We start from the raw sequence: 10,865 nt of genomic DNA, 5'->3' as shown, positions 1-10,865 counted from the left end.
GGGGCCCCCCCCCCCCCGGGGGGGGGCCCCGCGTCGTCGCGATGTGTCCGGATGTGGCCGTCCTCGTCCCGCCTTGGACCGGTCCGGAGGCCCCGCCTCGCCGAGTGCGTAAGGCCTGGCGGGCTGGGGACGGAATAGATGAAACCATGGAAACGTTGGGTCGAGTGACCGGCTATTGGTGTAGGCAATCAACGGTCGGTACACTGCGTCGCGGAGTGTGACCGCACGCAGCCACAGTGAGTGACTGCTTTCAACCCCTGACTGCGGTCGCCGGAAGATTTGAGCAACGGCTGGTCCCTCCCGCGCGAGCGCGTGGCCACAGGAACGGCGGACACGCCGGTTCGGCGGCGTCACGCCACCAGGCCGCGCCGCACCCGGGAGCGGAGACCCCGCATATTGGAGGCTGAAAGCCCTGACTACCTTTCGTGAACTCGGGGTCGTCCCCGAGATAGCAGACGCCCTCGAAGCCGAAGGCATCGTGGAGGCGTTCCCCATCCAGGAGCTCGCCCTGCCGATCGCGCTCGGCGGGCACGACATCATCGGCCAGGCCCGCACGGGCACCGGCAAGACCCTCGCCTTCGGCGCCGCGCTGCTCCAGCGCATCGAGCACGGCGGCCGCGAGCCGCGCGCGCTCGTCGTCGCGCCGACCCGCGAGCTGGCCCTCCAGGTCACCGACGACCTGCTCGTCGCCGGCGGCAAGCTCGGCAGCCGGGTGCTGTCGGTGTACGGCGGCCGCGCCTACGAGCCGCAGATCGAGGCGCTGCGCGAGGGCGTCGACGTCGTCGTCGGCACCCCGGGGCGGCTCCTCGACCTCGTCAAGCAGAAGTACCTCGACCTGTCCAAGATCGGCGTGCTGGTGCTGGACGAGGCGGACCGGATGCTCGACCTCGGCTTCCTGCCGGACATCGAGCGGATCATCGACCGGATCCCGGCGCAGCGCCAGACCATGCTGTTCTCGGCGACGATGCCGGGCGAGATCGCCGCGCTGTCGCGCCGGTACCTGACCCGCCCGACCAACGTCCGGGCCGAGTCGCACACCGAGTCGGACGCGACGCCGCAGGTCGTCCAGCACGTCTTCCAGGCCCACCAGATGGACAAGCCGGAGATGCTCGCCCGCCTGCTCCAGGCGGAGGGCCGTGGTCTGACCATGGTCTTCTGCCAGACGAAGCGTGCGTGCGACCGGGTGGCCGCCGACCTCGCGCAGCGGGGCTTCGACGCCGCCGCCGTGCACGGCGACCTCGGGCAGAGCCAGCGCGAGCGGGCCCTGCGCGCGTTCCGCAACGGCAAGATCGGCGTGCTGGTGGCCACCGACGTGGCGGCCCGCGGGCTCGACGTCGACGACGTCACCCACGTCGTGAACTACGAGTGCCCCGACAGCGCCGACACCTACGTGCACCGCATCGGCCGGACCGGCCGCGCGGGCAAGGAGGGCGTCGCCGTCACGCTCGTCGACTGGTCCGACCTCACCCGGTGGAAGCTGATCAACGGCACGCTCGACCTGCCGTTCGCCTCCCCGGAGGAGACCTACTCGACGTCCCCGCACTTCTTCGAGACGCTCGGCATCCCCGCCGGCACGAAGGGGACGCTGCCCGCCGACAAGCGGAACGGCCGCGCCGGGCTCGACGCCGAGAAGCTGGAGGACATCGGCGAGACGGGCAAGGTCCGCAGCCACGACCGCGGCCGCGGCCATGACCGAGAGCGGGAGCAGGAGCGTCCGCGGCCGCGCCGCCGCAAGCGCGACCGCACCCGCACGCGGGCGGGCCGGCCGGTCGAGGGCGCCGCGGCGGACGCGGCGGTCGAGACCGCCGCGGACGACAACGTCGTCGACGCGGTCGCCACGGAGCGCAAGCGCAGCCGGCCCCGCCGCCGCACCCGCGCCGGCAAGCCGGCCGCCACCTCGGGCGGTACCGCCGAGGCCTCGCAGACCGCCTGACCGGGCGGCGGAGCGCCCGACCGCGAGACGTCTCAGTCCCGCGGTCGCGTTCCGTCCGGGCCTCTTCCCTCGCGCAGTCGGAGGGCGAGGCCCGGATGGTCGGTGACGAGGACGGCGACGCGCGGGTCGCGCAGGAAGCGGTGCATCACGGGCTCGGCGTTGACCGTCCAGATCATGGCCGGTATCCCGGCGCGCCCGCACTGGCGCAGCACGCCGACGCGGGCGAGCCGGTGGTTGAGGGCGACCATGTCGGCGCCCGCCCGCCGGATCAGCCGCAGCGGCGCGAAGTCGTGCGCGGCGCCCCGCTCCCACAGGTTGCGGCCGACCGACAGGGCCGTCCGCACCCCGGGAAAGCTCTTCTTGATCTCCACGAGGGACGTGATCTCGCGCGTGGTCACCACGAAGTTCCCGGCGCCGAACGCCTCCACCGCCAGCGCGACGCTCTCGTGCTCGCAGCCGCGCTCCTTGAGGTCCAGATGTCCCTGCGCCCGGCCCGCGATGACCTTCATCGCGTCGCCGGCCAGCGGCACCGGCCGCACCGCGAGCTCCTGGATCCGCTCGTAGGGGAGCCGGTTCAGCCGGAGCCCCGCGATCTCGGGATCGTGGTGGACGACGAGCCGCCCGTCCCCCGTCCGCCTGATGTCGATCTCCACGTACTCGGCGCCCGACGCGACCGCGTCGCCGAGGCCCGTGAGGCCCGCCTCGTCGCGGCGGTGGGCGGAGATGGCAGGCATGGCGACCACGCTGGCGACGCTACCACCGAAGATTTCTTACCGATGCCCGCAGGCCCCCATTGACTAAGGTTTCCACCGTGAGTACGCCCCGGTTCGTGAGTCTGCCCCCCGGTGTTCGCCGGACGACCGTCGAGACCTCCCGCGGCCCGTTCGCCGCGCTGGAGGCCCTTCCGGGATCGGGCGTGCCCGACCGCTGCCCCGCCCTCCTCGTCCCCGGCCTCACCGGCAGCAAGGAGGACTTCCTCGCCGTCCTGGAGACCCTGGCCGCGTCGGGCCGCCGCGTCGTCGCGATCGACATGCGCGGCCAGTACGAGACCCTCGGACCGGACGACGAGAGCGCCTACACCCGCGCGGCCCTCGGCGCCGACATCGCGGCCCTCCTGTCGGCGCTGGGCCCCGGCCCCGTCCACCTGGTCGGCCACTCGTTCGGCGGCCTGGTGTGCCGCGAGGCCGTCCTCGCCGGGGCCCGGCCCGCGTCCTTCACGGTGATGAGCTCGGGGCCGGGCGCCGTCGGCGGCCCGGCCGCCGCCAGGGCCCGCGCCCTGCGCGACGCCATCCCCGAACTCGGCATGGCGCAGATCTGGGAGCTCGGCCTCGAACCCGACTACCTGGGACGGGGCGTCCAGCGCGAGATCGTCGCCTTCCTCAAGGCCCGCACGCTCGGCAACTCCGAGAAGGGGCTCGCGCGCATGGCGGACGAGATCCTCACCGCCCCCGACCGCGTCGACGAGCTGGCCAAGCACTGCGCCGACACGGGCCTGCGCGTCCTCGTCATCTACGGCGAGGACGACGACGCCTGGGACCCGCGCGCCCAGGCCGCCATGGCCGAACGCCTCAACGCGCCCAAGGTCGTCATCCCGGGCGCCGCCCACTCCCCCGCGTGGGACGCCCCCGAGACCACGGCCGCCGCCCTCCTCGCCCTCTGGTCCGACAGCGAACGCACCCTCAAGTAGGTACCGGTCGCACGACCGGTTCACGCCCTCTCCGGGTGCCCGCCGGTCCCGAGACCGACGGTGGGTCACCGCAGCGTCCTCAGCCCGCCTTGGCGCCCGGCGGGCCGTGTCCGCCGTTCACGGACCCTGGAAGTAGTGCCCCTTCTCCAGGTCCTCGACAAGGTTCGGGCCGGTCGGGCGCCATCCCAGCAGCTCGCGGGTCAGCGCGCTCGACGCCGGCGCGTCCAGGCCCACGACTCCGGCGAGCCAGCCGAAGTGGCCGGCCGCGTCCCCGGGAGCGATGGACGCCACCGGCAGGTCGAGCCGGCGTCCGATCGCCTCGGCGATGGCCCGGAACGGCACGCCCTCATCGGCGTTCGCGTGCAGCGCCGACCCCGCCGGGGCCTTCTCCAGCGCCAGCCGGAACAGCCGCGCGGCATCCGACACGTGGCCCGCGGGCCAGCGGTTGGCCCCGTCACCGATGTATCCGGCGACGCCCTTGTCACGCGCGATGCCGACCAGGCCGGCCACGAAGCCCTTGTCGCCTTCGCCGTGCACGGTCGGCGGGAGCCGGACGACCGACGAGCGGACACCACGGGACGCGAAGGAGAGCGCGAGCTGTGCGGTGGCCTGCCGAGCCTGCACTTCCTCCCCTTCGGCAGGCTCGCGCCCGTCCCGCTCGGTCGCCACCCGCCCCGGCGCGAGGCCGAGCAGGCCGGACGCGAGCACGAAGGGCCGGTCGGAGCCCGCGAGCGCGTCGCCGAACGCCTCGACGGCGCGCCGGTCCGCGTCGGTGGCGTCCTGGAACCCGCCCGAGAACGCGATGTCGTGCTTGAACGCCAGATGGACGACGCCGTCGGAGGCCGCCGCGGCGCCGGCGAGGACGTCGAGGTCGTCCAGGGTGCCGCGGCGCACCCCGGCGCCGGCCGCGGTGAGGGCGGCGGCCGAGGCGTCGGAGCGGGCGAGCCCGGTGACGCGGTGCCCCGCCGCGAGGAGTTCGGGAACGAGCGCCGAGCCGATCCAGCCGGACGCCCCGGTGACGAAGACGTGCATGGAGACCTCCCGATGAGCCGCCGGGCACGGTCGCGCCCGGCTGATGTCAGTCACTGTCGTCAGCATACCCCCACGATGTCAGTGACTGTCATCGACTAGGATTCCGGCCATGGGGCGATGGGAGCCGAACGCGCGCGGCCGGCTCGAACAGGCGGCACTGGACCTCTACGGCGAGCACGGCTTCGACCGGACCACCGTCGCGGAGATCGCCCGCCGGGCCGGCCTCACCGAGCGCACGTTCTTCCGCCACTTCGCCGACAAGCGCGAGGTCCTGTTCGCGGGCTCGGCACTGCTCGAGGACATGCTGGCGAGCGCCGTCGCCGAGGCGCCCGCGGAGGCGGCGCCGCTCGCCGCGACGGCCGAGGCGCTGGAGGCCGTCGCCGCCGTCTTCGAGGGGCGCCACGACCACGCCCGCCGCCGCCAGGCCGTCATCGACGCGAACGCCGAACTGCGCGAACGCGAGCTGATCAAGCTCGCCGCCCTGGCGGGCACGCTCGCCGGGTCCCTGCGCCGCCGCGGCGTCCCGGACCCGGCCGCGGCCCTCTCCGCCGAGGCCGGCATCGCCGTCTTCAAGGTCGCCTTCGAACGCTGGCTCGCCGACGACCACCACGACCTCCCCCACCACATCCACGAGTCCCTGGACGCGCTGAAGTCCGTGGCCACCGGCAGGTGACCGGCGCCGCGCGACGCCGGGCCACGCGGACGCGCCAGGAGGGCACCCGCTGCTTCGCCGAGCTGCGGTCCGGCGGGCGCGGCGCGGCCCCGCCCGATCTCTCAGTCGAGGCAGAACTCGTTGCCCTCGGGGTCGGCCATCACGATGTGGCCCGCGTCGAGCGGGGGCTTCGGGTCGTGGCGCTGGAGGCGGGCGGCGCCGTGGGAGATGAGGCGGTCGGCCTCGGCCTCCAGGGCCGCCATCCGCTCATCGCCGTCGAGTCCCGGCGCGGCCCGCACGTCGAGGTGCACCCGGTTCTTGACCTGCTTGCCCTCCGGGACGCGCTGGAAGAACACCCGGGGTCCGGAGCCACCGGGGTCGACCACCGCCGATGCGTCGTTGCGGTTCTCCGGCGGGACCCCCATCGCCTCCAGGGCCTCGTCCCATGACGCGAAGCCTCCGGGCGGGTCCTGGAGCCGGTAGCCGAGGGCCTCGGCCCAGAAGGCCGCCATCGCGGCGGGGTCGGCGCAGTCGAAGGTGATCTGGACGTCGCGGGCCATGTCAGCTCGCCTCCCGGTGAGTGTGCGTGTAGAGGTCGCGGAGCAGGCACACCTCGGACAGGTGGTGGACCAGCTCCCGGTTGATGTGCAGGACCAACGCTGCCAGAGGGCGCTCGGCGTACGGCCCCTCGGCCTCCCCGCACGGGCGGGTGAGGCCCGTCTCGCCGAGCGATCCGACCCCGGCCAGCCACGTCGCGTACTCCGCGTCGAGCTGGGCCAGCGCCTCGTCCGCCGTCGCGGCGTACCCGAACGCCTGGTAGTCGGTGGGCGGGCGCCCGAAGTGCGCGGCGCTCCGCACCGCCAGGACGCCGACGATCACGTGCGCGAGCCGCCAGGCGATCGTCGTGAACGGGGCAGGGTCGGGCGGAGGCATCGCGAAGTCGATGGTCATCGCAGAGCCGCCCTGCCCCGGCGGAGCGTCGGCGACACGCGGTCGCACGCTCCAGCAGCCGGGCGCCGGCTCCCAGAAGTACTCGTCGTCCGTGAGCCCGCTGATGCGAGGCCGCAGCTGGTTGTCCCAGTGCCAGGCGATCTGGTCCCGGAGCAGCGGGTTCCAGGTTTCGGTCATGGGGCCACTGTCACCGAGATAGCGGACAGGATCGTTCCGCGTTCCGTGCGACGATGGGCACATGAGCGTCGAGGCGACGACCGAGCGGGTGCTGCGGCTGCTGGGACTGCTGCAGCGGCGGCCGTCCTGGACCGCCGCCGCCCTCGCCGCCGAACTCGGCGTCACCGACCGCTCGGTGCGGCGCGACGTGGAGCGGCTGCGAGCGCTCGGCTACCCGGTGCACGCGACGGCGGGCGTGGGCGGCGGCTACCGGCTGGGCGCGGGCACCCGCCTGCCACCGCTGCTCCTCGACGACGAGGAGGCGATCGCGACGGCGGTGTCCCTGCGGATGGCGTCCGGCGGGACGGTCGTCGGGGCGGGCGAGGCGGCCCTGCGGGCGCTGGCGAAGCTCGACCAGGTGATGCCGCCCCGCCTGCGCGCCGAGGTGCGGGCGGTGCACGGCGCCACCGAGACCCTCGTCGGCCCCGGCGTCCAGATCGACGCGGAGCTGCTGGTGACGCTCGCACGGGCCTGCCGCGACGCGGTCCGGGTGCGGTTCCGCTACCCCGGGCGGGACGGCGAGCGCGAGCGCACGGTCGAGCCGGTGCGGATGGTCGCCACCGGCCGCCGCTGGTACCTGATGGCGTGGGACACCGACCGCGACGCCTGGCGCACGTTCCGGCTGGACCGGATGCGCGAGGCGGCGGCGACGACCTGGCGGTTCCGGCCGAGGGAGCATCCGGACCCGGTCGCCTACGTGCAGCGGGCCGTGACCGAGGCGCCGTACCGGCACCGCGCGCGGATCCGCGTCCACGCCACGGCCGACGAGGTGCGGCAACTGGTCCCGCCCCAGGTGGGCCGCGTCGAGGACGACCGCGACGGCTGGTGCGTGCTCGTCGTCGGCGCAGCGGACCTCGACGCGGTCGCCGTGCACGTGGCCCGGCTGGACTTCGAGACGGAGGTCCTGGAGCCTCCGGAACTGCGAAAGGCCGCCGCCCGCCTCGCCCACCGCCTAGCGGCACTGGCCGGCTAGGCCGTGTTTCGAAGTCCCGGCCCACTTCGCTCGCCTGGCGGCTCGCTACGTGACCGGGCCTGAGCGAACGCGGCATCGCTCCGCGATCTGCCCGGCTCCGCTCGCCTCCGGCTTCGCTCCACCGGCCAGGTCAAGCGTTCGCGCGTGCGGCCGAGGCCACTTCGAGACAGACGCTAGGGCACGGGGCGGAGCTGCACGAGGATCATCCAGTTGCGGTCGTCCCGGATGGGGGCGGCGCGCACGCGGTAGCGGCCCGGGGCCAGGTCGATGCCCAGGTGGTTGCCGGGTTCGGGGGTCGCGCCGGGCCAGGCGGAGTCGAAGAGGACGACGGCGCCGTCCACGTCCCAGTCGAGCTCCTCCTGCCACTCGACGCCGTGGACGGCCTGCCTGGCCGCGTCGACGAGTTCGGACTCGGAGTCGGCCGCCGCCCACCGCACGAAGAGGCGCTCGTCCGGCAGGTAGGTGGTGGTGGCGGGTTCGTCGCCGAGGACGAGGCCGTGCCCTCCCCCGATGCCGACCAGCCCGATGTAGCCGCCGACCGCGCAGGCGCGCCCGTAGTCGCCCCAGTTCTCCTCGGGCCCCTCGTCGTCGGTCGCGCCCTCCCAGCGGGCCAGCAGCGACGCGGGCGCGGCCAGCAGCGGCCCCCCGCCGGACTCGACCCACTCCATGGACACACCCTCTCCTCGGTGAGGCGACACCGTACAACGCGCCTCGGACACCTTCCCCCTGACATGGGGATATGCGACGATTGAAGTGCATTGTGACGGTGTGGCGGGATGAACGGCCGGACGGGGCGCCGCCGCCGAGCACGACCTCACCTCGCGCGCGGGCGCCGGGCCGGCGAGGGGGAGACATGCGCAAGGTGGCCGACTGCAGGGACATGCCGAGCGAGATGAACTGCACGCTCGCCATCAGCGGCGAGGAGGACGAGGTCGTCCGCGCCGCCGCCGAGCACGCCGCATCGGTGCACGGGCACGAGGACACCCCGGAGCTCCGCGATGAGATCCGCACTCACCTCAAGGACGAGCGCGCGACCGTCGGGAGCTGAGCCGGATGGGCTTCGTACAGATCATCGACTACCGCACCGACCGCCAGGACGAACTGGAAGGCCTGTTCGACGAGTGGGCGCAGGCCAGCCAGGGCAAGCGGACGGCGACCCACGAGCTGCACACCAAGGACCGCCAGGACTCGTCCCACTACGTCGACATCGTCGAGTTCCCGTCCTACGAGGAGGCCATGCGCAACAGCGACCTGCCCGAGACCCGGCGCATCGCCGGCCAGATGGAGGCCCTGTGCACCGACGGCCCCCGCTTCCTGAACCTGGAGGTCATGCGAGACGAACCCCTCTAACCAACCAGACCACCGGAGCCGCGGGCGCCGTGGACGCCTCGCCCCCGGAAGGGGGGCGGTGGCGCGGGGACGCTGGGGTAATGACACACTTACTTCAGTTTGTCTCATGGAGGTGTACATGTCGGCGACCGTCCAGGCTCCCGAGAGCGTCACGTGGCGCGTCCACATCGATCGGTCGATGTGGATCGGCGGGGTGCGCAGCCTCATGCTCCAGGCGCTGCACCCCATGGCGATGTGGGGCGTCTGGCAGAACTCCAACTTCCAGGAGGACCCGTTCGGGCGGCTCCAGCGCACCGCCGACTTCGTCGGGGTGGCCACGTACGGGTCGCACGAGGAGATCGACGCGTTGGCGTACCGCGTCCGGGAGATCCACCGGAGCCTGCGCATCCTCAACCACGACACCGGGAAGCGGGAGCGGCTCGACCAGCCCGACCTGCTGCGGTGGGTGCACTGCGCCGAGGTGTACTCCTACCTGGAGGTCGCGCGGAGGGCCGGGCTGCCGCTGACCGGCGCCATGGCGGACAAGTACCTCGACGAGCAGCGGCACACCGCGACCTACGTCGGGCTGCACGCCGACGACGTCCCCGGCAGCGTCGCCGAGATGGAGGCCTACCTCGCCGAGATGCGGCCCCAGCTGCGCGTCACCGAGGAGGCCGCCGCGACGGTGCGGTTCCTCATGTGGCCGACGATGCCGGAGAACCTCAGGTTCCTCGCGCCCGGGAAGCCCGGCTACTTCCCGTTCGGGGCGCTCTGCTACTACTCGCTGCCGGACTGGGCCCGCCAGATGTACGGGGCGCTGCCCGAGGTGCCGCAGCCCGCGGTGACGGCGGCGCTCCGCTCGTTCCGCCTCGCGATGAACACGGTTCCCGAGCGGCTGCACGACTACGCGTTCGCCAAGAACACCCGCGACATGCTGGAACGTGCCCGACAGCGGCTCGCCGCCGACGGCTACGACCTGAGCAAGGGCCTCTACGGTCTCCGCGACCCGCGCCGCTGGCCCGGGCAGCGGGCCCTGGCCACGGCCTAGACGGCGTCGACGGGAAGCGCCGCCCAGGGCTCCTTGCGCGGGGCGGCCTCCCTGCCCTCCGGGCAGTGGCGGGCGAAGTCGCACCACGAGCACAGGTTCCCGGGACGCGGGGGGAACAGCTCGTCGTGCGGGGCGTGGTCGACCTCCCCCTCGCGGGGCCTCGGCACGCCCGCGCGCTTCCCGGCGCCGGCGCGGTAGGCGTCGTCGGCGGCCGCGGCCTCGGCGGCGATCTGCTCCGCGCGCCGGATGTGCCGGGCCAGCGACTCGTCGGTGTGCTCCCACACCGCGACCTCCCCGGACGGCAGATGGTGCAGCTCGACCCGGCGGCACGGGCGCCGCAGGACGCGCGACGCCGCCACCGCGTAGATCGCCAGCGCCAGCGAGCCGCGGGCGTCGTCGGCGGTCAGGACGTGCCGCCCGGTCTTGTAGTCCACGACGACCAGCTCGGAGCCGCGCGCGTCCAGCCGGTCGATGCGCCCGGACACCGCGATGCGGTCGGTGCGGGTCGCCACGGTGCGCTCGACGCCGAGCGGCTCGTCGGACGGGTCCAGCCCGGCGACGTACCGCTCCGTCATCTCCCGGGCCCGCTCGCGCCACTGCGCGGACTGCGCCTCGTCGCGGAACCCGTCGGTCAGCCAGCCGCGGAGCAGCAGCCTCCCCGCCGCCTCGGGGCTGCGCTCGTGGACGGGCAGCCGCCACCAGCCGGCCAGCGCGTTGTGCACGCTCGCACCGACGCTGTTGTGCGCCCACGGCGGCCCCTTGGGCGGCATCGGACGATCGAGATACGTCATCCGGTACCGGCGCGGGCAGTCCAGCCACGTGTTCAACCGCGAAGGCGTGCACGTGTAAAGCCGCTGAGGCATCCCCTCAAAGCCCAGCTGCTCGGCCACAGCTCTGTCCTTTCTGGGGGGACGACCCCCCAGACCCCCCGGAACGGGGACTGACCGCTGCCCTCCGCTTCGCTCCGGGCATCGGTCAGTCGTCAGACTCCCGGGCCATGGAGCCCCAGCTCTCCCAGCGGGCGTCCTCTTCGCCGACCGTGGT

Annotated in this window: 13 protein-coding genes; 7 read left to right on the top strand and 6 right to left on the bottom strand. The window is 73.7% G+C overall.

What is annotated here, in order from left to right; all coding sequences use genetic code 11:
* Positions 1-478: 478 nt before the first annotated feature.
* Positions 479-1,933: a DEAD/DEAH box helicase gene (locus AB0C69_RS28615; RefSeq protein WP_360358284.1), complete on the top strand. Its 1,455-nt coding sequence runs from the start codon at positions 479-481 to the stop codon at positions 1,931-1,933.
* Positions 1,934-1,965: 32 nt separating this feature from the next.
* Here the strand turns inward: AB0C69_RS28615 and AB0C69_RS28610 are convergent, their stop codons facing one another.
* The gene (locus AB0C69_RS28610; protein ID WP_360358283.1) at positions 1,966-2,667 is read right to left on the bottom strand and encodes a glycerophosphodiester phosphodiesterase family protein; all 702 of its coding nucleotides are present in this window, start codon (positions 2,665-2,667) and stop codon (positions 1,966-1,968) included.
* Between the two features lie 77 nt (positions 2,668-2,744).
* Here AB0C69_RS28610 and AB0C69_RS28605 point away from each other — a divergent pair, with 77 nt between their 5' ends.
* Complete coding sequence (locus AB0C69_RS28605) at positions 2,745-3,620, top strand: alpha/beta hydrolase (RefSeq protein ID WP_360358282.1); 876 nt, start codon at positions 2,745-2,747, stop codon at positions 3,618-3,620.
* A 117-nt stretch (positions 3,621-3,737) separates the two neighbouring features.
* On the opposite strand, the gene AB0C69_RS28600 is transcribed toward AB0C69_RS28605, so the two are convergent.
* A complete protein-coding gene (locus AB0C69_RS28600; RefSeq protein WP_360358281.1) occupies positions 3,738-4,706 on the bottom strand; it encodes an SDR family oxidoreductase in 969 nt (322 codons plus the stop codon).
* A gap of 55 nt (positions 4,707-4,761) precedes the next feature.
* Between AB0C69_RS28600 and AB0C69_RS28595 the strand changes: the two genes are divergently transcribed.
* Positions 4,762-5,325: a TetR family transcriptional regulator gene (locus tag AB0C69_RS28595; protein ID WP_360358280.1), complete on the top strand. Its 564-nt coding sequence runs from the start codon at positions 4,762-4,764 to the stop codon at positions 5,323-5,325.
* Between the two features lie 101 nt (positions 5,326-5,426).
* Here AB0C69_RS28595 and AB0C69_RS28590 read toward each other — a convergent pair whose 3' ends face one another.
* On the bottom strand, positions 5,427-5,864 hold the full coding sequence (locus AB0C69_RS28590; RefSeq protein ID WP_360358279.1) for a VOC family protein: 438 nt from the start codon (positions 5,862-5,864) through the stop codon (positions 5,427-5,429).
* Between the two features lies 1 nt (position 5,865).
* Positions 5,866-6,432, bottom strand: coding sequence for a DinB family protein (locus tag AB0C69_RS28585; RefSeq protein WP_360358278.1), 567 nt, complete (start codon positions 6,430-6,432; stop codon positions 5,866-5,868).
* A gap of 61 nt (positions 6,433-6,493) precedes the next feature.
* Here AB0C69_RS28585 and AB0C69_RS28580 point away from each other — a divergent pair, with 61 nt between their 5' ends.
* A complete protein-coding gene (locus tag AB0C69_RS28580) occupies positions 6,494-7,444 on the top strand; it encodes a YafY family protein (protein ID WP_360358277.1) in 951 nt (316 codons plus the stop codon).
* A 173-nt stretch (positions 7,445-7,617) separates the two neighbouring features.
* Here the strand turns inward: AB0C69_RS28580 and AB0C69_RS28575 are convergent, their stop codons facing one another.
* A complete protein-coding gene (locus AB0C69_RS28575) occupies positions 7,618-8,112 on the bottom strand; it encodes an Imm21 family immunity protein (protein ID WP_360358285.1) in 495 nt (164 codons plus the stop codon).
* A gap of 185 nt (positions 8,113-8,297) precedes the next feature.
* On the opposite strand from AB0C69_RS28575, the gene AB0C69_RS28570 reads away from it, so the two are divergent.
* The 3 genes from AB0C69_RS28570 to AB0C69_RS28560 all read left to right on the top strand — a co-directional run bounded on the left by AB0C69_RS28570 (position 8,298) and on the right by AB0C69_RS28560 (position 9,821).
* The gene (locus tag AB0C69_RS28570) at positions 8,298-8,492 is read left to right on the top strand and encodes a DUF1059 domain-containing protein (protein ID WP_345186653.1); all 195 of its coding nucleotides are present in this window, start codon (positions 8,298-8,300) and stop codon (positions 8,490-8,492) included.
* Positions 8,493-8,497: 5 nt separating this feature from the next.
* Entirely contained in the window at positions 8,498-8,794 is a 297-nt protein-coding gene (locus AB0C69_RS28565; RefSeq protein WP_345186651.1) for a hypothetical protein, read from the top strand.
* A gap of 118 nt (positions 8,795-8,912) precedes the next feature.
* Positions 8,913-9,821: an oxygenase MpaB family protein gene (locus tag AB0C69_RS28560; RefSeq protein ID WP_360358276.1), complete on the top strand. Its 909-nt coding sequence runs from the start codon at positions 8,913-8,915 to the stop codon at positions 9,819-9,821.
* Here the strand turns inward: AB0C69_RS28560 and AB0C69_RS28555 are convergent.
* The gene (locus tag AB0C69_RS28555) at positions 9,818-10,648 is read right to left on the bottom strand and encodes a PD-(D/E)XK nuclease family protein (protein ID WP_360358275.1); all 831 of its coding nucleotides are present in this window, start codon (positions 10,646-10,648) and stop codon (positions 9,818-9,820) included. The genes AB0C69_RS28560 and AB0C69_RS28555 overlap by 4 nt on opposite strands.
* Positions 10,649-10,865: the final 217 nt, after the last annotated feature.

Origin of the sequence: Actinomadura sp. NPDC048032 (assembly GCF_040653175.1) — a bacterium.
In the GTDB taxonomy this organism is placed as follows: Bacteria; Actinomycetota; Actinomycetes; order Streptosporangiales; family Streptosporangiaceae; genus Spirillospora; species Spirillospora verrucosospora.
This window is presented reverse-complemented; position numbering and strand designations above follow the sequence as displayed.

Bases quoted from the DNA above. Each gene is read 5' to 3' on its own strand.
- AB0C69_RS28610 (WP_360358283.1), bottom strand. From the start codon at position 2,667: ATGCCTGCCATCTCCGCCCACCGCCGCGACGAGGCGGGCCTCACGGGC.
- AB0C69_RS28595 (WP_360358280.1), top strand. From the start codon at position 4,762: ATGGGGCGATGGGAGCCGAACGCGCGCGGCCGGCTCGAACAGGCGGCA.
- AB0C69_RS28590 (WP_360358279.1), bottom strand. From the start codon at position 5,864: ATGGCCCGCGACGTCCAGATCACCTTCGACTGCGCCGACCCCGCCGCG.
- AB0C69_RS28585 (WP_360358278.1), bottom strand. From the start codon at position 6,432: ATGACCGAAACCTGGAACCCGCTGCTCCGGGACCAGATCGCCTGGCAC.
- AB0C69_RS28580 (WP_360358277.1), top strand. From the start codon at position 6,494: ATGAGCGTCGAGGCGACGACCGAGCGGGTGCTGCGGCTGCTGGGACTG.
- AB0C69_RS28575 (WP_360358285.1), bottom strand. From the start codon at position 8,112: ATGGAGTGGGTCGAGTCCGGCGGGGGGCCGCTGCTGGCCGCGCCCGCG.
- AB0C69_RS28570 (WP_345186653.1), top strand. From the start codon at position 8,298: ATGCGCAAGGTGGCCGACTGCAGGGACATGCCGAGCGAGATGAACTGC.
- AB0C69_RS28565 (WP_345186651.1), top strand. From the start codon at position 8,498: ATGGGCTTCGTACAGATCATCGACTACCGCACCGACCGCCAGGACGAA.
- AB0C69_RS28560 (WP_360358276.1), top strand. From the start codon at position 8,913: ATGTCGGCGACCGTCCAGGCTCCCGAGAGCGTCACGTGGCGCGTCCAC.